The 21,087-nt window shown below is 34.4% G+C and carries 17 protein-coding genes; 2 read left to right on the top strand and 15 right to left on the bottom strand.

All coding sequences use genetic code 11. The annotated features are described in order from the left end of the window. Positions 1–615: 615 nt before the first annotated feature. From EGN73_RS02230 to EGN73_RS02200, 7 genes are all read right to left on the bottom strand, one after another. Positions 616–900, bottom strand: a complete 285-nt coding sequence (locus EGN73_RS02230) for a helix-turn-helix domain-containing protein (RefSeq protein ID WP_246611423.1) — start codon at positions 898–900, stop codon at positions 616–618. Between the two features lie 320 nt (positions 901–1,220). Beyond that, positions 1,221–2,102: an RDD family protein gene (locus EGN73_RS02225; protein WP_219286689.1), complete on the bottom strand. Its 882-nt coding sequence runs from the start codon at positions 2,100–2,102 to the stop codon at positions 1,221–1,223. Between the two features lie 460 nt (positions 2,103–2,562). Then, entirely contained in the window at positions 2,563–3,192 is a 630-nt protein-coding gene (locus EGN73_RS02220) for a hypothetical protein (protein WP_219286687.1), read from the bottom strand. Positions 3,193–3,265: 73 nt separating this feature from the next. Next, positions 3,266–3,961, bottom strand: a complete 696-nt coding sequence (locus tag EGN73_RS02215) for a helix-turn-helix transcriptional regulator (RefSeq protein ID WP_219286685.1) — start codon at positions 3,959–3,961, stop codon at positions 3,266–3,268. Positions 3,962–4,088: 127 nt separating this feature from the next. After that, the gene (locus EGN73_RS02210; RefSeq protein WP_219286683.1) at positions 4,089–4,439 is read right to left on the bottom strand and encodes a hypothetical protein; all 351 of its coding nucleotides are present in this window, start codon (positions 4,437–4,439) and stop codon (positions 4,089–4,091) included. Positions 4,440–4,445: 6 nt separating this feature from the next. Beyond that, a complete protein-coding gene (locus EGN73_RS02205; RefSeq protein WP_219286679.1) occupies positions 4,446–4,739 on the bottom strand; it encodes a hypothetical protein in 294 nt (97 codons plus the stop codon). 438 nt (positions 4,740–5,177) lie between these two features. Beyond that, positions 5,178–5,555 (bottom strand): nuclear transport factor 2-like protein, encoded by a 378-nt coding sequence (locus EGN73_RS02200; RefSeq protein ID WP_219286677.1) that lies wholly within the window; start codon positions 5,553–5,555, stop codon positions 5,178–5,180. 1,283 nt (positions 5,556–6,838) lie between these two features. On the opposite strand from EGN73_RS02200, the gene EGN73_RS02195 reads away from it, so the two are divergent. After that, positions 6,839–7,000, top strand: coding sequence for a hypothetical protein (locus EGN73_RS02195; RefSeq protein ID WP_016254811.1), 162 nt, complete (start codon positions 6,839–6,841; stop codon positions 6,998–7,000). Further along, the gene (locus EGN73_RS02190; RefSeq protein ID WP_219286669.1) at positions 6,984–7,487 is read left to right on the top strand and encodes a DUF6169 family protein; all 504 of its coding nucleotides are present in this window, start codon (positions 6,984–6,986) and stop codon (positions 7,485–7,487) included. Before EGN73_RS02195 ends, EGN73_RS02190 begins: the two co-directional genes overlap by 17 nt. Positions 7,488–7,815: 328 nt before the next feature. Here EGN73_RS02190 and EGN73_RS02185 read toward each other — a convergent pair whose 3' ends face one another. The 8 genes from EGN73_RS02185 to EGN73_RS02150 form a co-directional block, all read right to left on the bottom strand. Next, on the bottom strand, positions 7,816–10,956 hold the full coding sequence (locus EGN73_RS02185) for a DEAD/DEAH box helicase (RefSeq protein ID WP_219286667.1): 3,141 nt from the start codon (positions 10,954–10,956) through the stop codon (positions 7,816–7,818). Beyond that, positions 10,946–11,764, bottom strand: a complete 819-nt coding sequence (locus tag EGN73_RS02180) for a Hachiman antiphage defense system protein HamA (RefSeq protein WP_219286665.1) — start codon at positions 11,762–11,764, stop codon at positions 10,946–10,948. Before EGN73_RS02180 ends, EGN73_RS02185 begins: the two co-directional genes overlap by 11 nt. A 596-nt stretch (positions 11,765–12,360) precedes the next feature. Further along, positions 12,361–12,948: a calponin homology domain-containing protein gene (locus EGN73_RS02175; RefSeq protein ID WP_219286662.1), complete on the bottom strand. Its 588-nt coding sequence runs from the start codon at positions 12,946–12,948 to the stop codon at positions 12,361–12,363. Between the two features lie 394 nt (positions 12,949–13,342). After that, complete coding sequence (locus EGN73_RS02170) at positions 13,343–16,006, bottom strand: TIR domain-containing protein (RefSeq protein WP_219286660.1); 2,664 nt, start codon at positions 16,004–16,006, stop codon at positions 13,343–13,345. Positions 16,007–16,048: 42 nt separating this feature from the next. Further along, positions 16,049–16,669: a hypothetical protein gene (locus tag EGN73_RS02165; RefSeq protein ID WP_219286658.1), complete on the bottom strand. Its 621-nt coding sequence runs from the start codon at positions 16,667–16,669 to the stop codon at positions 16,049–16,051. A gap of 131 nt (positions 16,670–16,800) precedes the next feature. Next, positions 16,801–18,150, bottom strand: coding sequence for an argonaute/piwi family protein (locus EGN73_RS02160; RefSeq protein WP_219286656.1), 1,350 nt, complete (start codon positions 18,148–18,150; stop codon positions 16,801–16,803). A 53-nt stretch (positions 18,151–18,203) separates the two neighbouring features. After that, positions 18,204–19,922, bottom strand: coding sequence for an SIR2 family protein (locus EGN73_RS02155; RefSeq protein ID WP_219286654.1), 1,719 nt, complete (start codon positions 19,920–19,922; stop codon positions 18,204–18,206). 175 nt (positions 19,923–20,097) lie between these two features. Then, positions 20,098–20,859 (bottom strand): hypothetical protein, encoded by a 762-nt coding sequence (locus tag EGN73_RS02150; RefSeq protein WP_219286652.1) that lies wholly within the window; start codon positions 20,857–20,859, stop codon positions 20,098–20,100. Between the last annotated feature and the right edge of the window lie 228 nt (positions 20,860–21,087).

The raw sequence follows: 21,087 nt of genomic DNA, 5'->3' as shown, positions 1-21,087 counted from the left end.
ATTACCAAACCTACCCATTTCCCCTCTCCCAAAAAATACCCTGTACAGGGTAATTTCACTTTTAAAACTAAAAAAGCACCGGATTCCAGAGCTTTTGGCAATTAAAGTCTAAGACTTTAAAAGAATAAGCAGTCTAAGACTGCGAGGGTAAGGGTCCAAGACTAAGTCCTGAACCAAAAGAGGTCTGTTTTCAGGATTACAAATCCTATTTATCTGGACTTCGAAATTGCAAATTTCGAAGAGCTGAGACTTTGGAGGGCGGGAGCGAATTCCGACCGGGCCGGCGGTTGGATTGTGGGTTGATAGGATTCGGAATTCTTGATCTTTTTGTTACTTTTTGCATCAAGGCAAAAAGTATAAGACCAACCTTCTACCCATTTCCCGAACTCCCATAAAATACCCTGTACAGGGTAATTTCACCTATATAATTCAAAAAAAGTCCCAGAATCTGGAGCTTTTGGAAATAAAAGTCTAAGACTTTTAAAGAATAAGCAGTCTAAGACTGCAAGGGTAATGGCCCAAGACTAAGTCTTGAACCAAGGGAGAATAAACTTTCCTGTTACCACCGGCCGCCCCATGTTTTCTTAGGTGCTGTTATAGTGCGTATTTCCCTTTTCAGAGTTCAATGGAGATTTTTACCTTCCCACCCAATCCCTTTTCAACTATTTCATAAAGGGTTTTCAGTGTCAGATTACTTCCATTGTTTTCAACTCTTGAAATATAAGTTCTCTTTTTATCAACTAATTCCGCTAATTGCTCCTGAGTTAGATTCTTATCCTCTCTTGCCTTTTTTAATAGCAAACCAATTTTGAAAGACTCAAAATCCCTTTCTAATTCATCCCTGCGTTCGGTTCCTTTGACTCCATACACATCATCTTTGATATCTTTCCAGCTTTTCATATTCATTTCCTTTTCTTTTTTCCTTTTTGAACATCCTTTTCAGAAAGTTCTCAAAGTGGTCTTGATAGGCTATGACTTCCCTGATTTTATCCATAACGCTAATGTAACTTTAAAGTTACTATTTTCAAAATGTAAAACTTTGATTGTATTCAGAATGGGGCTTCTTAATATGCGCTATAACGGGATTCAGCTTGGAGAGGCCGGTCAGGCATTCGGAGACGTTTGGTTCCAGCCTACTCCTAACTTTTTAAAGATACTAAACTTTCAATTTACTTGGAACCGCCCGCTGTCTTCCAAGGTGATGTTGTGGGCATACCTTTTTATTCTTTTTTTCTCCAATCAAGCGGTAATGTCCTTGTCTGCATACTTCCTGGCTGTTGATAAACATATTTTATCTGTCCAACAAAAGTTTCTTCTGGAAATTTAGTCAAAAGTAGTGGTACAGTCGCTGACTTAATCTGTTCATAATCAATGTCATTTTCCAAATAGTTTTGGTTAAGGCGAAGAATGACTGACACATATTTTAAATCGGTATTTTCTTCTATTTGGTCATAAACACGCACATCTGGATTCAATGTTGTTCCTAAGCTATCAGTGAAAAGTTGCACAGTTTCATTTGCTGCATTTTCATTCAGTGAACTTTCAACATATGACACTTGATTGCTCGTCATTTTAGAATTTAGACTTTCAAATGGAAGCATTACGAGAACCATGATTCCGTAGGCAAGAATGATTGAAAGTCCTATTTGTCCATAGTTAATTTTCTGTTCTTCAAGTTCTGGGTTGAATAGAACTACTCTTGTCCCTGCAACCATATCTCCGATTCTTCTACTTGGACTCGTTAAAGTCACAATAACTTCTATTGGCCAGAGAATGCAGAAAATGTTTCTGACAATGCATTTAACTGGAGAAGCAACCCTACCACTTGAATTTTCAATGACTTGAAGTTTCAGAGCTCTTTTTGCTATACTTCGTCCATTTATGCTGTCTTTACAAAAATAGAGAGCAAAGCCTATAAGTCCGAAGTAACTTAAACCGCCAAAAATATCTGGACTTGTTTGTTCGTGACTTACTTCAAAAGCTGTTGAAAATCCCGAAATCATTCCGGGTATGAAAAAAATCATTGCGATAAACGTCATTGCAATGTGGTCAAGGAGCATTGAGCCAATTCTTGTCCCTGCATTAGTTTTCTGTTCAGTCATTACTTAATGGTTTGTTCATTTTTTAAGGTTGCCCATAACAATTACTTTCCACAATAGCAGATAGCATTCCAAGTTGGCATGCTATCAATAATAATGTCGAAATTCCCTATTCCCCAAACCTACCAATTCCCCTACTCCCATAAAATACCCTGTACAGGGTAATTTCATCTTTAAAACTAAAAAACGCCCCGAATCCCAGAGCTTTTGGAAATAAAAGCCTAAGACTTTAAAAGAATAAGCAGTCTAAGACTGCGAGGGTAAGGGTCCAAGACTAAGTCCTGAACCAAAAGAGGTCTGTTTTCAGGATTACAAATCCTATTTATCTGAACTTCGAAATTACAAATTTCGAAGAGCGGAGTACGGTGAAGCCGTTTGCTTTTTTTACAAATGTGGTTGCAAGTAGTTCAGCTATCACAGCTAATAAAAGAAAAATGTAATGTTTCATAATTTGATATTTGGTTTAAGCAACTACATAATAAAAATCAAGGTCAAAAGTTTCCGTATCAGCTAGATTAAGAAGTGCCTTGCCAAATGGTGTATTGTAATATCCATAGCATATCTCCTTTGTTTTGGCATAAGTTTTTCCAAATGCAATTTCTGAGACTACTTTATTTTTTACTTTTCCTACAAAATGCTCTAGGCTGTTATCAAACGTATTCAAGTAGTTAGTTTCAAGTTCATTTGATGCTTTTTTTAATGCTTCAAAAGTAGAATCTGGTTTTAGTGAAAATGTTCCGTGTTCTACACAGGAAAATCCTTGCGGGACTTGAAAGTTATCCTTAAGGATTTCGTGAAAAATCATTTTGACGGTTTGCATTTCTATCAAATCAAAAAAATCTTTTGCTTCAGGAATAGAACCCATTTGTTCACTTAAAAGATGTAGATGGTTGATTTCTTCTACAAATAGAAGATTAGCATATTCATTTTTGAAGTTACGAACCAAACAATGAAATATAATTCCGTTTTGTTTGTTCAATACTGTTTCAAACTTTTGAACGGCAGCCATCAGTTCGTCATCGGTTACAGTTTCTTTTTTTTTGAAACTTGTAAATTCCATTGCTTTTGCGGGATTGTTGCTTACTCTTATCATTTTTTTGAGTTTTAAATTATTACTTCTGCAAAAGTAGAATGGTGTTACGACAGCCCTATGTCAAGGGTCAGAACTATTTTTTGCACATTTCAAAATATTCTTGAAGTGTGATTTTGTGGGGTTTAAATTGTATGTTGAGTATCTTTAAATTTTTGATGCTGTCAAGTCTAAATGCCCTGAAATCTTTTCTTAAATGACAGAATGCAACAAGCACCCAATTTTCTTGTGTGTTGTAGAGAGCGAAGGGTTCAATAATCCGTTTAGTAATTTCGCTTTTTTCTTTTGAGAGATATTCTATTTCACAACAATTGAAATTAGTTAATGCTAATTGCAATGTTGATAAAAAATTGCTTGTTTGATTGTTGTCTGTATTGTACCTAAATAGTATGCGTCTGGAAAGTAAATTAGCCTTTTCCTTTGTGTTATTGCGTAAAACTGATTTTATTTTGTTGATGGCTTCCGAGTATTCTTTAACAAATGAAACATCTTTGTTTTTTATAATAAGTTGTTCTGCCGTTATTAGAGCATTGGCTTCGCTTTCGGTAAACATTACTGGTGGAATTCTATAACCTTCCATTAAACTATAGCCTTTACCTTCTTCTGTCAAAATAGGAACTCCTGCTTGTTCCAATGCCTTGATGTCTCTGTAAATAGTTCTGATACTTACCGAAAATTTGTCAGCAAGTTCAGAAGCTGTCAAAATGCGTTTAGTCTGCAATTGTGTCAAAATTGTCGTCAGTCGTGAAAGTCGTTTTATATTGTCATTCATTTTGATTTCATCTTGAAATGTTTTATTTAGCTTATTCTCTTACGCTTGCAGGTAACGGGATTCAGCTTGGAGACGGCGGGCATTCGGAACCGTTCCCTTCCAGCCTACTTCTCACTCCTTGAAGGCACTAAACTTTCTTTTTACTCAGAACCGCCCGCTGTCTTCCAAGGTGATGTTGTAGGACGTTTTTTATTTTAATCTTTTCTTCGTCAGGGATATTCTTCCATTCTACATTTTCATCAATTGTCAATTCTACATTCAAACCTAATTTCACAATATCCTTTATTTGAATGAACCATTCAGACACAGTCCATTCATTAATTGTTGTGGACTTAAAAGCTTTATGATTTTCATCCCAATATACTCCTGCAGCTTCACGATAAACATATTGATACCCAGAATTTCCTTCTCCTGTTACTTTTAATAGAAGCTCATTTTGGTCGTTAAGGACTATTTCCTTAATGGTTTCATTTTTCATTGTCATTCAGTCGTATTCTCCTAATTCCTTGTCATTGAGCATCCTTATATTTCTGTTTTCAATTGCTATACCTGCATGGTATTTCCTGTATAGCTTGGGAAACGGGAATACAGTTCTTTGAGCTAGAATATGAATGTGTAAAACATCATCATCTCTCTTCCATTTTGAGTAGCCAAGTTCAATATTTTCACCGTTTTCAATACTTCCCCAATCTGGCATTGAAATCAATTCATTTATTGTCTTCATTGAAAGCTCCTTAGCCACCTTATCAACTGCATTCTGATATTTTTTGTCATTCATGTTCATAATGTCCTACAACAGTTCTCTTCCCGCACTTTATTGCGCTATTTATACCACCTATACCAAATAGCGAAAGAAGTTGCGGATATTTCCTAATTAATTATCCCTAAACATACCCATTCCCCCACTCCCATAAAATACCCCGTACAGGGTAATTTCATCTTTAAAACTAAAAAACGCCACGGAATCCGGAGCTAATTGTATTAGATGGGGGAATTTTCAAAACCAGAAAATGTAAAAGTTCGAGATGTCCTAAAAAGCCAAAGTCAAATCTTCTAAGCTAATAGACCGGAGAAAACCAGTCCTACAGTAGATGAACTTCCGTGCAACGAATCGCCTGAAGCCCTCTTTTCGCTATTGTAATTTTAATAAAAACCTTTGAAAATTACTTAGAATTTAAGACAGTACCTCGATTGGCAACTGGCTTTTCCTTTATGTCTAAATTTCAATTACGTATGATGTAATTGATTTTAAAATATTTGATTTAGTATTCTTAAATATATAAAAATCAGAGAATGCGTATTGTTTTCCGTTTTGCATTTTCATAATCCCGTTTGATGCTCCTTCTTTTCCGTGTGATAAAATTTGGTCAATTATTAATTCAATAGCCTTTTCAGATTTCATTTTTTCCAATTCCTTAGTAAATCGTTCTTTTCCTTCTATCTTTTTGTCGCCAATGATATCCCATACAATGTCATCTGTTACGCTTTCGATTATAAATTCCACTTTTCCCTCTGCAAAGGCAATATTGAATTCTTTTAGAAATTCCATTTTTGGTGAGTTTCCACAATTTGTACTTGAAATAATTTTTGTCATTTTACCAGAATTTGTTTTCAGTACGATTTTTTTTAAGCTTGTTGCCAACGGTCAGGTTAACCCCGTACACGGTCAGAGACCTCATTGTATGTGGTTAACCGGGTGTTGAATGATGTTGTCCTTTGGATGGGAGGCTCCCAAGTTCCCGGTCTTTTCTTTATGCCTGGATAAAGGAAGGATCCGGGGCCCACGGACAAAGGAATTGTTCAGGTTTTGATTCATTTCAATTTTTTCTTTTTTTCAAAACCTGAAAGGAAAACGCAGCCCCGCACAATAAATGTCCGCCGGGATTCGTTTGCAATGGAAATGATTTTCTGTTTCCTGAAAATCCCAGCCAATAAAATGGCTTTTCAACAAATCCTTTAGCCTTTTTTCAATCCATTATTTTTGGCTTTTTGCCTTCTGCAAAATTTCCATTGCTTCCCTTTCCCCGGCGCCGCTTGGCGCGTTTTCCTACAATATCATTCAACGAGTTTCTTCACGCCATTATGGCGTGTAGCGTTCCAATTCGGAGTGATAGATGCCATAATGGCGTCTATTTCCCAATTACCAAACCTACCCATTTCCTCACTCCCAAAAAATACCCTGTACAGGGTAATTTCACCTATATAAATCAAAAAAAAGCCCCGGACTCCGGAGCTTTTGGCAATTAAAGTCTAAGACTTTTAAGGAATAAGCAGTCCAAGACTGCGAGGGAAAGAGGCCAAGACTAAGTCTTGAACCAAGGGAGGTCTGTTTTCAGGATTGCAAATCCTATTTATCTGGACTTCGAAATTGCAAATTTCGAAGAGCTGAGACTTTGGAGGGCGGGAGCGAATTCCGACCGGGCCGGCGGTTGGATTGTGGGTTGATAGGATTCGGAACTCTTGATCTTTTTGTTACTTTTTGCATCAAGGCAAAAAGTATAAGACCAATCTCCTACCCATTCCCCCACTCCCATAAAATACCCTGCACAGGGTAATTTCACCTGTATAAACCAAAAAAGCACCGGATTCCAGAGCTTTTGTCAATTAAAGTCTAAGACTTTAGAAGAATTAGCAGTCCAAGACTGCAAGGGTAAGGTTCCAAGACTAAGCCTTGAACCAAAGGGGTGATTAAAATCTGAAAATGAGTCACATACAATGCTGCTCATTTTTAGGAATAGTCAAATAAATTATATATGACAAAAAATTATATAGTATATTTGTATTGTTGAAAAGCATCAATCCTAACTTGATTGATTGAAACAGTCGTAAAAATTAGATTTTCTGGCTGTAAATTCATTAAATAAGTTGTAAAGTAAAATGGAAAAAGTAATCGTAAAAACCGAAAAGAACGCTAAAATTTTCGATTACATTCAAAAAAGGGTCGAAGATAAAAAAGCAATCATTTCTTATATTCGTGAGGGAAAAGATTTAAATGAACTCGAGGAAAATAGGAAAGTTAAGTTTGTCAAACCAATATAAAATACATAAAACTGAAATAGGGTACTCATTTGAAACAGACAAGGGTGTACCCTATATTATTTATTTAGAAAAATCTTCATTTGCACCACCTTACGGTGATTTTTTATATGATTTTTCATTTTCCCCCCACTTCCCAAAGAAAGAAAGAGAAAGAGAACAAAATGGATTTGATCCTAAGATCTGCCAAACTATAATATGTTTTCTCGAGGATCTTTTTGATCAAGACAGTAGAAATTCTGTTGTTTTTACATGTGACAGCAGTGACGGCCGAGAAGTTTGCAGGAAACGATTGTTCGATAAGTGGTATGAAGGTTCATCTTTTAAAAGGTTTGAAAAATTGGATTTCAAACTTGTGAATACCGGAGATGATTATTCAATCCCTATATATATTACAATACTGACCTTGCTAGATAATCCTCATCTGGAAGAGTTGAATAATTTTGCAAATTCAAATATGGAAGATTTCGAATCTAATAAGGTTGATTAGCCCATTCAATAATATGGTGTCACGGAAGAGCTCTGGAATAAATATGGAGTTGAGGACCGAACGTTAAAAAATGGTCCGATTGGACCATTTTAGTGAGGAGCCAGCCTGTAGGGCAGGGCTATGCCTAGGCTGTTTTAAAAAAAGACTTTGGAGAGAGTTCACAAGAGAATATTTTGTCCCTTGTGTTTTAAACTACTTTGTGAACCCCATTGTACGAGATATTATTAACCCTACAGAAGAAGAACGTATTCAGTTATGGAAAAAGAATAAATAATGGTCCATTATCGTTTGGCAGCTAACACTCTCCTTTTTAAATTGTTAGATGCTTTTATTCATTTATTATTAACTCTAGAACATTTGTATAATAGCTAGGGTATTTTTCCAACACTTTCATAAATATGCGCTTATTCCTAATTATTTCGTCCACTAATAATTTGCGTTTTGTTGGAAAGTCTGAGAATTTTATGGAAAGGTCTAAAGCTATAACCCTATCTGAAAATCCAATTTCGTAAAATGCTATAGCTTCCTCTGTTGGTAGACCGTACTTAATTCTTTTTTGCAATGAATTAATATTATTAGTTAATAATTCGATTGTTCCCTCACTAGAATTTTCGACTAAAGAAATCATTTCTGCCACAGCCGCTAAAACTAATGTCGTGTCATATGATAAAGAACCTTCACATATATCAATAAGAATTTCTTGACTCAAATTTCTCGTTTGAGAGCCTGCTATAACTTTGGTGTTTGATGAATTTAGTTGTTCATGTATGAGGTTGTAGCTAACACCTTCTATCCAAGTTTCTAATAGTAATAAACTTGAACTTTCAGGAGTTAATTGTTTTAACTTGGAGTGATTTTTTTCTAAAATGATTGGCCAAATGACAGAAAGAATCTCCTCGTGTGTTTCTGCCGAAAGTAAAGCATCTAAGTTTTCATCAAGCCATTTTTCTATGTCTATTATATCTTGTACTCCAAATAAGGTCTTGCTATATGCCTGTCTCTTTGCAGGGGTCTCAATTTTCAACTTCACATTGTTTCCAAGGAGTTTGAATAATTCAATTAACTGTTTTTGTTCTTCAGAAGTTGAAATTGAATAGGCTAATGTTTCGGTTGCCATGCTAGTCAAAGCATCGTCATTAGTACCCAAACTATAATTCTCCCATGAGGCCATTAGATAGCTTTCAAGTGCAGATATTATTTGAATTTTGTATTCTATTTGTAATGATAGACCATTTTTAGTGAAATTCTTATCTGCATGTTCTTTAGAAAAATCTTCGGCTAATTTGGCAATTGTAATCGGGCTATCAAGATAGGCTTCCACGAATTCCAATGGACTCACTTTTATACTATAGTTTTTATCATCACTATATAACGGAGAGAATATTGAAAGCAATGTGCTACTACAAGGTTCAGAATTCAATGGGTCAAGAAGGTCTTTAGCTAATTTCCATTTCCAGTTTTGGGATTGATTATTTTTACTATCAAATAATTCAGGGTCTGTAAATATGATACTCCCTTCTGTATGAATACCTGACCTTCCAGCTCTTCCAATAAGATTGTGAAAATCTCTTGTTTTAATTTTTTGCCCAGCCTGATAAAAACTTGTTATAAGCAAATATTTAATTGGCAGGTTAACTCCTTGCGCCAGTGTTGATGTACATATAATTAATTTGATTTTACCCTCTTGCATAGCATATTCTGTTGCAAGTCTTAACCCTTGTGGGGTATGCCCACTATGCGTGAAAATTCCAATTTGAGCAGCTTGAACAATACTGCTATTAGATCCGAAATGCATAGAAAGTAAATAAGTTAACTTCTCAATTTCCACAGCATCAGAAACTTCTGCAGGCAAGGTTAAGTTATAGTTTCTAGAAACAATTTCAACTGCCGTTTCATAAATAGACTTAACAGTTGTTTTGGAACCGCAAAATATAGCTACAGCCCCTTTTTCAACTAATCTATTTGCAAGGAATAATGCGATGCTTTTACCATCATTTTTTTCTGGGAATTTTCTTTCCTTTCTTTCGCGTTTTTTTAATTCTAATTTTTGTTGCTCTAAAACTCTTGGAACGAAATAGTCGTTCTCTTCTGGGTTCGAAGAGCTGACAAATTGCAACATCCCAAGTTGAGTTTGCCAACTTGTAAAAGCCGTAGTCCTATATGTAGGAGTGAGTTTGTGACCTTCAATGATTTCTTTATCATTTGAAATTAGCCAATCACCTATTGAAGAAGCATTACTTATTACAGCGGAAATCAAAATGATTTGAGATTCACTAGAAACCATTTTCTTTAACGAAGAAAGAAGCAGTTCATAGGTAACTCCACGAATTCCGTTGTCAAACTGATGACCTTCATCATATATCAGTAAACCAATTTCCGTTGCTATTTCAGGTACACTTCTCAGCATGTACATTAGCTTTTCTGGAGTGACAATTAGAATTAGATTATTTGTATCTAAGTCAAAATCATCCACAGAATTAAAATCATTCTGCAAAGCATCTGAGGGTTCATCGATGCTAATGTTCTCCCCTTGAAATGCTTGTTGTAAATCATTTTTTATTTCTGAACAAAGAGCTCTAAATGGGGCAACGATTACTGCCATTTTAGATCTGCCTGAGATAAAACTACTTCGAATAATTATTTCAGTAGATTTAGTTTTCCCAGCACTTGTTGGCATCTGGATAATTGCAGACTTTCCTTTAAATACATCATGTTTCCCCAACAATTGTTGAGATGGCCAAAATTCTTTGATAAAATTAGCTTTAGAAATTACATCTTTCCATAAATTAATATCTAGACTAGTATATCTTTTCAGGCTGTTCCATGAAGAATTAAAGAGTTGATTTTTTACTACCGAAATGATGATGTCTGATAATAGAAGCTCACGATCACTTGCGTTGAAATAGACATCTTTTTTGAGAGTTTCTAGACTATCGAGTACTTCGTCATAATTATCTTCTAAGTTGTAAAAATTTATTAATCCCTTAGATATTGATTCAATCTGTTTTTCATATTCGCCTACTGGAATATTTATGGGAGATGAAATGTCATTTTGCAAAACCCATACAAGCAGAACCTCTAAACCTCCTCCAGATAGATTTGAAATTGGATTTGAAATTCTTTTGGCTAATACTTGTGCACTACCAGGAAAATCTGACAAATAATATGCTGCTGAACCTATTAAAAGAAAATAGTCTGTTAGCTCAGGAACTAATTTTGAGTCAGTGTAAGCATCAAAAAATTGCGCGGAAAACAAAATTTTTTCTTTGTGTTTTTCGATAAAATCATGACTTTCTTCAATAGATGTTATTTGCCCATAATCGCCAATAATACCGATAGTAAGAGATAAAAGCCTTGCTGGGTCACTCGAAATAGAAATATGATACTCAGAGGGAACATTGTATTCATACATTTTTGCTTTAGATCTTGTAACACCTAAAAGTGATATAGATTTACTTTCAGGCTTCATCTGCGGCTAGATTATATAGATTATGCACAATAGACATCATATCCGATCCCTTAACGACTATTAAAAATAACTTATCATCTTTTGGATGAGCATGTATTGAACTTTGAGTAATAACTTTGTCGTCATAGATGCTTTCGCAAAACAAAGCCGCGGCTCCATAGCTTTCCGTATAAGGCTTATCAATGGGGTTTTGAAATCTCGCTATTTTTTTAGCCTCTGTCAATTTACCCTTGTCAAATAGCCTTTGTTTAATAGCGTTTAATGACTCAGCCTTTCTCAATTCATCTTTAATAGAATCGTCAATTGCATCTTGAAGTCTTGGATTTGCTTTTTTTCCTGAAAATTGTGTTTTTACTTCGAGCATGGTTAACACATCTTGAATTGATTCAGAATCATCAATTATTTTAAATCCAATTAAATCAGATCCTTTAGTGGATTCATCTCTAATAGTTTTGTTACCATATCGAGTTCTTGGCACCCAATGGTTCAATACGAATTCAAGGTAATCTGCAATCAAAATTTCTCCAAAATCTCCAGCCCTGATTCCCGGACCAAATCCTCGTGAGTCAGTAGGGAATTTGGTACCTAGTAAGTAATCTCTACGAGAAAGACCTGTTCCTTCCCTAAAAAAATCAATCTCGTTATCGAAACAATAATGATTCCTGATGTGCTTAGCCCATTTTGACATAATTATTTTGTCATCAATGTCTGGGCTAAATTCAAGCAATGTGACAGGTTTTCCATCATTTGTTGTTAGATGATTTCCTACTTCAGTCAGCCAAATATTATGTTCTGATGTCCAAGGCATTTATTTTCTTTTAATACACCTACCGATTTTTCTACGCCATTTTGGCTTATAGCATTCCAATGCGTAGTGATAGATACCAAACCGGAGTCTATATCAGAATTATCAAACCTACCCATTTCCCCAGTCCAATAAAATACCCTATACAGGGTAACTTTCACCAGACCTTTTAATGAAAAGAACTCCCCGGAAGGAGTTCTTTATAGGTGATTCTAACTAAAGCAACTCGAAATTTAGGCGGGGTACTCAACTTTCTTATTTCAAAATTATCCTCACAATTTTCAAGGGACCAATCATTAAGTACTAAAAATAAATTTTATTCACCAAAAATCAAGGTTATTAATGGATTTTATATTTCAAATCCTGATTAATGGTCTTGATGGTTCTAAAAACACTATTGATTTTAATAATCATTCCAAATTGACTATTTAACACAATTCTTACCCTAAAATTTGCTCCACTCCCACCCTTTTAAAATTTATGGTTAAAGCAAAAGGTGAAAGGTTGGGTAATTAAACTCTAAGACTTTAGAAGGATCAGCAGTCTGAGACTGCAAGGGTAGTGGGCCAAGACTAAGTCTTGAACCAAGGGGGGCACCGTTATATCCCTTCAAACATTTTTTCAATGCTTCGATCTTTAAAAGCTTTAAGTGTAGTAGTGTTTGATTCTAACATCAAAACATCACCCTTAATAGTTATTTCAAATGGATTTGAATATACTTTCATTACATCCCTAAATTCATTTGATAGTAAAGGGTTTTTCTTTTGCCAATTAATTAAATTAATTGAATCCACCTTCTCTAGTGAATCTAAATACCTCTTTTGTTGAATATTGTTTTCAATCAATGATGACAAAGATTGTGGCTTTTCATGTGTTTTATAAATGAAATCATATTTGGCTGTATCAATAGATAGATACAATTTTTTATCAATCACATTCCATCTTCCTCTAATATCCGCGCTATTGATCCCTGGCAAAGTTATTCTGCCACCTTTAAAAAATTTCAAATTTGCATTAATATTACCCTCTGCATCTCTGAATTGTATCAATCCAGTACTTAAAAAGTGGATTTTCTGCCCTTTATAAGTGCCTTCAGTTATTATCCAGTTCCCTTGAGATAATTCACCTTTTTGATCACAACCAATAAGGATTACTATTAAAATCATTGTAAAGGCGTACTGCTTCATCTTAATGGTGCTCAACAATTCCCTTCATGTAATCACTTGCGCTAATTATGCCACCTATAACAAATAGCGTAATAAGTTGCTGATATTTACTAATTACCAAACTTACCCATTCACTCTCTCTTATAAAATACCCTGTACATGGTAATTTCACCGAAATAAACCAAAAAAAAGCCGCGGAATCCGGAGCTTTTGGCAATTAAAATCTAAGACTTTAGAAGAATTAGTAGTCTAAGAATGCGAGGATAAGGATTCAAGACTAAGTCTTGAACCAAGGGGGGGCTGATGGCTATCGGCATAGCCCTATCTTAAAAGTAGCAGAAAGGGATAGTCGGTGAAAAGAGCGGCTATTCTATGCTTGATGAACCGCTCCCGCACGTGCGGTGGTGTGAGAGCCTCAACCTGAGCCAAATGGCTCAGGTCGAGCTCGATTGGCTGCTGGTTTTATTATTTGTTGAATATTATATTTTAATCTTTCTTTTGATTTTTCTGGATAAAAATTCAGACTATCAATAATGCTTATAGCTCTTTTTTCCTGGCCATTATGTGCTGCAAGTTTTGCTTCCATTATTAATAGTATGTTTTTATCTGAGCTTTTTGATGATGAAAATCTTTGTTTAAATTTTGAAATTATATCTTGCATATCCACATTATTCGCTGATTTTTCAGCGATATTGAATTTTCGATTTAAACTATAAAGAGATATGCCAAATTCATCAAGAGCGCCATCTATAATTCTTTTGGCTTGATCCGGCTTGCCTCTAACAAGTAAGTAGTAATCTGCTTCAGCTAGACAAGCCATTTCATTTGCCTTTCTAGTATTAATTTTCTTCAATTCATCAAGTAAGCGCAATAATTGCCGATCACTATCTTTGGGGTTATTAGTCCTAATTAAACAATCAAAATAGGCCTGAATATGAAATGGGTTAGATTTTTCATTTTCATAATTTTCTTTGGCATGGCCTAAAGCCTCATCAAATAGCTCAAGTGTAGACAAAACTTGAACCAATTCGCGTTGGGCTCTGGCAAAATTATGTCTCTGAGTAATCGCTTGTTCGTACTTTTCTAACGCATAATCAGGCTTACCAATCATCCTATAATAAAAACCAAATAAGAAATTGTAGTCAGAATCCTTAAAGAACTGAACTTCGTTTTTAAATCGCTCATCTTTTTCTCTGGCAAGAGCCAAACACAACCAATATCGAATTTCACGCCGGATACTTAAATCAATTTTTACCTCCTTTTCTAAGACCTTATCGGCTAAAACTATTACATTTTTAAAGTCCCTATCAATTTCATACAACGCAATCATAGTTTTTAAATAATGAGAAGGCAATAACAATCTACTTTGAAACTTATAATCACTTAAGAGAGCTCCTTTCATAGAATAGAAAAAGTCCGAAATATCTTCATTAACTGAAGAATCAGTTTTAATAAATAACTCAATATGTTTTTTTAATCTTTCCTTTACATTAGAAGAAATTCTATATCCTGCTCGTAATAGAAAATCTCTAATGCCATCATTTAATCTTATATATTCTTTATTTGCACCAATATATTCAACCAACGCCTTTCCATTGAGGTCAACAATTTGTTTTTCAATTACATCTAACTCAATTTCTGGATGTAGTTCACAAAGGAACTCTGTACTTATAAAATCAAATTCAACAAGAGTTGAAATAATAAACTTTGCCTCAGAACTCAATTCAATGTCTTTTACAATTGAACTAAACAATTCTTTTTGATAGTTTTTAATTATTTCAATATTTTCTTTTGCTTCTTTAACGCTAGTCTTTCGGATAAAATCCATACAGAAATAAATCTGCTCTGGAAATCCCGATGTATTCTCGATAAAATAGTTTAAATCATCATTTGAAATGTCAAGATTAAATATAGATGTACTTCTCTTAAACAAGCCTGTCCTCTCTTTTTTTGTCAATTCTTGAATATCAAATGCTACAATTGAATCATAATGAACAATAGATTGTTGCAAAACTCTAAAATCTGAGGCTATACATATTGTAGTTTTATCTTCAAGACCATATTTTCTATAATGCTCCAATATTTTCATGAACCAAATACTTATAGTTCTATCCGGTAAAACAATACCTCCAGTATCTTCAACTAAGACTAATTCTTTTACTTTTTGACAATCTTTTAAAAGGCTAATTGCTAAATCTATTTTTTCGTTTAAATCAATTTCCATAAAATCAGGAAACTCCCGTTCAGAAGAGAATCCCAAATCATATATCTTTAGAATAAAATCTTCAATACTTTCACGGCTACTTATTGTAATTACAGGAAAATCGTAGGATTCTTTAAATATCACATTACCTTTCAATAAGGCTTTTTTTATAAAAGTTCTTCTTCCAATTCTTTTTAATCCAGAAGAAACAATTACAAATGGTTCTTCCAAATTAATATCATCAATTCTTTCTTCAAACTTTTTAAGTATCTCATTTCTACCAACAAATAATTGATCTCTCTGCTTTAAAATAGGATGTCTATCCCATACTATTTCCCGAAGGCGTCTTTTTATCAATCGCAATATTTTCCCGTAACGCAAAACAGGCTTCAAATTATAATTATCCTTGATCCATTGTGGTATCCTGGCATCTTGATGATTAATGTTTTCATCTATAATTATTGGAAAAAATCTTTTAATAAGATTAATATCATTTCTTTCTTTTGCAAGTACGATTTCTTCTTGCACCCACTTTGATTTTAATGCCTTGTCCGAAATAAATAGAACAAAAAGATCAGTCTTATCAAGAGAAAAAATAATCTCTTCCAAATTGCCCATTCCTTCTTCAAAAGTTTTTGAGTCAATAATTGATAGTGTACCTAATCCAGATGAAATTTTCTCAACTAAAGGTTTATCGATACTACTATGTGATAAAAATGCTTTTGCCATATTATTGCTGTATTTTAGATTACTGTTTTCTTGTACGGTTGTCAAACTTGCAGCCAACGTTCCGGGTATATATTTAGGTGCTGATTGCGGGGCACTTTCCTGTCGAAAAGCACTGAAGTTAAAGCGGGTGATAATGTTGATTATCACCGAAACCACACTTAATTATATACGCTGTTATCTGCTGTTATTTTATAATACTCTTGTTTTATTAACAATTTCAATAAGCTCACTTTTGTAATGGTTCTTATTTTCAGTATAACATAAATCTAATAATTTTAAAATTCTATTTTTATCAGAACCATGAAACCATTCTTGTTCCTTTAATTCCAATGCTAATCCCTGCATGCCGTTATCTATTTTATAGTTGTCTTTATTATCAATTCCTTCTTCCAACATATTGATGAAAGACTCAACTCCATCATTGATATACTGCTCATACCAAGGGTGATTTTTCAGCCTTCTAAAGTCATATACATCTTTAAATCTTTTAAAATCATGCACATCAACTTTCTTCTCAAGCTTTTTATTCAACTCATCCCTACTTACCGTTGAACTCCTAATTTCTTTTAATGCCTTCGAGTAAAATCTACGAACTATTATCGCGACAACGAAAATCAACAATAAAAAACTCCAGAGACTAATCTTTGAACTCAAAAGATTTAATGTCCATTGGATAGAAGCAGCATAATTCAACCCTTTAAATAATCCAATAAGAACAGCAATCAACCATATTAATCCAGTTGCGAGAATTGTTCCAACTATTTGCTTCCAAAGGGTATCACTTTTAAAGAAATTAATAATTATTTTCATTGTCTTTATTTACAGTTGTTTTCTCGTCTTAAAAGCCCTCTATCCTCCTTGATTTTGGTAGATTGTGATTTTTTGTCTTCATGAATCTTAATGTATATTTCCAAGCTTAATAATTTAGTGTTAGCTACTTATTACATAAAGAATCTAAATTCATAGGGTTTATTTGTAAGGTTATTCATTTTTTTAATAGTTTTAGCTAAAACTGAAGCATATCCAAGAGTTACAGGTAATCGGTCATAAATACCATCATGGTTCCAATTCATTTTAGTAAGACCTAAAATAGCTTGACAGTTCTTGTCCCAGCCCCCTTTCCCAGCGAATCTTCTGATTAACAATGGGGATGGGATACCTCTACCTTCTTTATAGAAATTGTTTCTATCTCCTAATTTAACCTGTCCTTGTGTCCACAATAGAACTTCTTGCTGATCAATCTGAACATAAACACCTCTTTTTACAGGATAACCAGGAACAGACCAACCATCTGCATATTTTACATGTTGTATTGCCCTCCATGGATGGTCTTGAACAATTTGAAGTAATTCAAGATCTATATTAGTATTGACTGCATCAAATGCTCCATCAATCTCTTGTGATTTGAAGTGACTTGTTTTGTGAACTATCAGTCTTTTAGGCTGTCTGCCAGCATGTCTCCTTTGGTACAATTGGAGGCTTTTTGAAATTAGCTTGCGCATTTCAGCTCTAGTCAAAAAAGGATTATCTCCTATTCGCGACTCAATTTCTGTGGCATCATAAGCTATAAACTCCATTCCAGTTCCATCCGAATCGAAAACTTGACTACAGCAAGTGATAAAATCAAACTGTCCTGTATCTTTATTCAATCTTGAAGAATAGCTTAATCCAATAAATGCAGTTTCTTGGTCAATTGATGAAAGTTTCCAAGGTACTCCTCCTCCTTTTACATAAAAAGCAATTGACAACCTCCACATTACACTGCATCTACAATTATAACTGATAACGCTATTCTCCCTTAATATTTGGGTAGGAATACTCATCATAGCTGTCGTTCCTTTTATATAATCATGTAAATCAAAGCCCGAATCTGAATCTTCAAATGCGCTAGACCATGATTCAGGAAAATAAATGGCAAGAACATCAAAATCTTGTTTTCTTTGAGATATCGTCCTCAAAGCATTACTAATTTCTTCGCTTAAAATAATATATGGACTTTTGCTCTCTGAAAAATTGATACCTTCTAATTCAACACACGTTGAAGATGGAGAGAGATGAATCTTAGACTTGAATACGGCTTCAAATCCCGAATAATCCGGTAAATATTTTTTCCTTTCTTTCGGATCATGTGTAAGAGAAAATTCTTTAAATAGTCCTTCTAGAATGAATCGCGTACCTTTTGGGTATATAGCGGCAACTCTTATTTCATTGACTGGCATCAATTGACAACTGTATGGACCATAATCTTTTAAGCCTTTAAGGGGATTAATATGATTAGCCCTTAGTGCCATTGCATCGAATGAGAGTTGGGGTTCTGGTATAATATGATATCCTGGGAACTCCATTAGCTGAACTTGGTATAATTTGTTTGTTTATAAATTCGAAAATGAGCATTTATGCCTTCTTCATTGTTAAACAGAGAAATATTGAGATGCTGTTCTTTTCCAAATAGGATACTCAACCAAGCATCCAGAATCAAGTTATACTTATTGTTGTACCATATTGCCATTTTCTCTTTGACAAATGGAGCAATAAGTTTTGCCTCTTCCCTCTCCATAGGTTTAGTAACAATTATAGTTGGTGAAAGCATCAAGTGAGCTTTATTCAGTTTATACTGAATAGAAAAGATAACACCTGCAGCCCACTTTAGTTTCGAGTTGGGCACACTTCCAAAAACTCCTCCGATGACATTGCTAAGGTTCATGTAATCGTCAGAGTCTTTCCTTTTAGGGTTAATTAATACGATATGCTGACTTCTTCTGTAGGTATATTTTAATTCTAGCTTATTACAAATCGCCTTGGAAAGAGCTTCAACTAAAAGGTTTTTTAATAATGAATCATCATATCTCAAGTGTATATCAGGAATATTGAAAACATCCATTTCCTTGTTATCTCCAAAAACTCGTTTGAACTCTGAATCCGACCCAAATCCAATTACTCCCGTACGCTTCCTAATTGCAACTATATTTGCTTCTTTCTCTTTGATTTTTGATTTAACTTCTTTTAAACCTCCTATATCACATTTGAAGATCCTTGCAGTTGCGGGAAACTTTTTAATCTCCAAAGCATTGAGTCTTAGCAAAGGAAGCTTAGTCCCTGTACTGGGCAAAGGTCTATTTTCAAAACGATAATAATTTTCGTTTAATTTATCTCTAATATCATCAGGTATAGAACTGATTCCTTTGATGAAATCGCCCCAAGCAGTATCGAAAGTTTCAATTTCGATTAGATTTGTTTCAACGCCTTTCTTCTTAGCATCATCCAAAAATTCTACTACGTTTTGTAGCGGTTTTTCTCCCGTCCGAATGAACCAAAAAATTCCGTGGGGATATGGATTCATTTTATTTAGTCCTTCTTTTAGTGCTTCCATTATAGAGTTATCACGTCCACTGTATCCCATTACAGCTAACCCCTTGTTGAGACTAGAGCCTGAAAGAATACTTCTTAACTTACTATCCTGACTTTGTAACTCCTCATCTGTGTTTTTTAGCCTTTCAGAATAAAAATCACCATGAAGCTTAACAATCAAGGGAGAATTGTTTGATTGGAAATATTTTAACCCCGATTCAGCATTGTCTAAGTCTGCACAAAACCATCCTTCTGATTTTTTAAAGAATTCGATAGCCGCATTCTCAAATGCTTTGTCAAAATTGGTTGTAAAAATTAGAGGTGCATAACCAAGCTTCATTAATGCTCCAATTATCTTATGTCCATAGGATAATTTTACTCCTGACAGAAGGCTTTCTATATATTCTCTTCTTGAAGATGGTGAAACAAATGCTTTTTTAAAGTAAAAAGAATATTCATCGGTGCTATCTTTTTCAGGATAATCTTGTTTGCCATCAAAGTAATTTTGAATTTGATTTCTCAATCCTGAATCGGAAAGGTTATCAAATAAACGCAATTCATAACCTTGTTCAGCGGAGTAAATACGCCTCTTGAAGTCCCAAACTAAATCATAGGCTGTAGGTAATCCAGCAGAAACAGAAGACCCTGCCCCAAATAGCCAAGCTAGGTTTGAAGCCCTGAATGGGAATATTTGTATGAATTCGTTTATTCTCATTTTATGTTGAGAAACTAATACTTACTCAAATCTTTTAACATATCAGAAGGTAGCGAAGAAACATGGGGTATTCGAAGCTTTTTTCTGTCCACCTTTGAAAAAGATAGCTGCGAAGAATTAATTTTAATTAAATCACAGCTCGCCTCATATTTTCTCATGTACTTTAGGATGTAGTTCATTTTTCATCTTTTTTTATCTGATTCAATAGAGGCAATCTTCTATAAGTCTCCTTAATCAGTGAAGCAAAAGATTTGTCACTAATTCTATCATCATTTCTTAGTTGTAATACTCCAACAAGTCCGACTATGAGAATTCCTGCTATTAGCACTATTGGGAACAAGTACCAAACCACGACATTTGATAATGCTCCTAGGGCAATTAGAACACTGATTACTGCTGTCAAATAGAATGAGCCGGCTAACCATGGATTATTTTTCTTCATTTCGGATTTCTTTTTACCTATAAAATCTTCAAGCCGTTCAGCAATATTATCAATGTCAAGTAGATTTACGGCCATATCTCTAGTATCGCAATAGACACTTTCAACTTTACGGAAATCATCATTTTCATAATCTTTATTTTCATACTGCTGATGCCATATTTTTCCTATATCAACATTAATTTCTTGAGCAACTGTTGAAATTTTTCTCAATCGCCTTAAATGGTTTGGTTGAACTTCATTCTCCAAGTCTTTTTCAATATCTGTTAACTCGGAAATTACAGTATTGAAATGTCTCAATGAGTAGGCTACAATATTTTTGAAGTCAAAGGGTACGGAAATTGTCCAATATCCATTATCGGTAAGAATTTCAATGTTCTGCTGTATTTGATTTTTGAAAGCAATAGTGTTCTTTCGCTCTTTTTCTAAGTCTTCTAAAATATCTTCAAACGACTGGTGATTATAGTCAGTCATTCCAGCTAATAGTCCTTTTGCCATAGTTCTTATTTTAATTACCGCCAACAATCACTTTCCGCAATTAGCGGACAGCATTCCAGTTTGGCATGCTATCAACAATATTGCTGATATTTACTAATTCCCAAACCTACCCATTTCACCACTCCCATAAAATACCCTGTACAGGGTAATTTTACCATAAACTGACTCAAAATCGTTATAATATTTGTCTTTTTAGGATAAAAGTCAAATAATCGAGAGTTTCTTATT

The organism is Arthrospiribacter ruber (assembly GCF_019343195.1).
Classification (GTDB): domain Bacteria; phylum Bacteroidota; class Bacteroidia; order Cytophagales; family Cyclobacteriaceae; genus Arthrospiribacter; species Arthrospiribacter ruber.
The sequence above is the reverse complement of the archived record's forward strand: the minus strand, read 5'-3'. Positions and strand labels throughout refer to the sequence as shown.

Excerpts from the sequence above, each read along its gene's own strand:
- EGN73_RS02155 (WP_219286654.1), bottom strand. The coding sequence starts at position 19,922 with ATGAGAATAAACGAATTCATACAAATATTCCCATTCAGGGCTTCAAAC.
- EGN73_RS02225 (WP_219286689.1), bottom strand. The coding sequence starts at position 2,102 with ATGACTGAACAGAAAACTAATGCAGGGACAAGAATTGGCTCAATGCTC.
- EGN73_RS02150 (WP_219286652.1), bottom strand. The coding sequence starts at position 20,859 with ATGGCAAAAGGACTATTAGCTGGAATGACTGACTATAATCACCAGTCG.
- EGN73_RS02205 (WP_219286679.1), bottom strand. The coding sequence starts at position 4,739 with ATGAATGACAAAAAATATCAGAATGCAGTTGATAAGGTGGCTAAGGAG.
- EGN73_RS02210 (WP_219286683.1), bottom strand. The coding sequence starts at position 4,439 with ATGAAAAATGAAACCATTAAGGAAATAGTCCTTAACGACCAAAATGAG.
- EGN73_RS02195 (WP_016254811.1), top strand. The coding sequence starts at position 6,839 with ATGGAAAAAGTAATCGTAAAAACCGAAAAGAACGCTAAAATTTTCGAT.
- EGN73_RS02165 (WP_219286658.1), bottom strand. The coding sequence starts at position 16,669 with ATGAAAATAATTATTAATTTCTTTAAAAGTGATACCCTTTGGAAGCAA.
- EGN73_RS02220 (WP_219286687.1), bottom strand. The coding sequence starts at position 3,192 with ATGATAAGAGTAAGCAACAATCCCGCAAAAGCAATGGAATTTACAAGT.
- EGN73_RS02185 (WP_219286667.1), bottom strand. The coding sequence starts at position 10,956 with ATGAAGCCTGAAAGTAAATCTATATCACTTTTAGGTGTTACAAGATCT.
- EGN73_RS02160 (WP_219286656.1), bottom strand. The coding sequence starts at position 18,150 with ATGGCACTAAGGGCTAATCATATTAATCCCCTTAAAGGCTTAAAAGAT.
- EGN73_RS02215 (WP_219286685.1), bottom strand. The coding sequence starts at position 3,961 with ATGAATGACAATATAAAACGACTTTCACGACTGACGACAATTTTGACA.
- EGN73_RS02180 (WP_219286665.1), bottom strand. The coding sequence starts at position 11,764 with ATGCCTTGGACATCAGAACATAATATTTGGCTGACTGAAGTAGGAAAT.
- EGN73_RS02230 (WP_246611423.1), bottom strand. The coding sequence starts at position 900 with ATGAAAAGCTGGAAAGATATCAAAGATGATGTGTATGGAGTCAAAGGA.
- EGN73_RS02200 (WP_219286677.1), bottom strand. The coding sequence starts at position 5,555 with ATGACAAAAATTATTTCAAGTACAAATTGTGGAAACTCACCAAAAATG.
- EGN73_RS02175 (WP_219286662.1), bottom strand. The coding sequence starts at position 12,948 with ATGAAGCAGTACGCCTTTACAATGATTTTAATAGTAATCCTTATTGGT.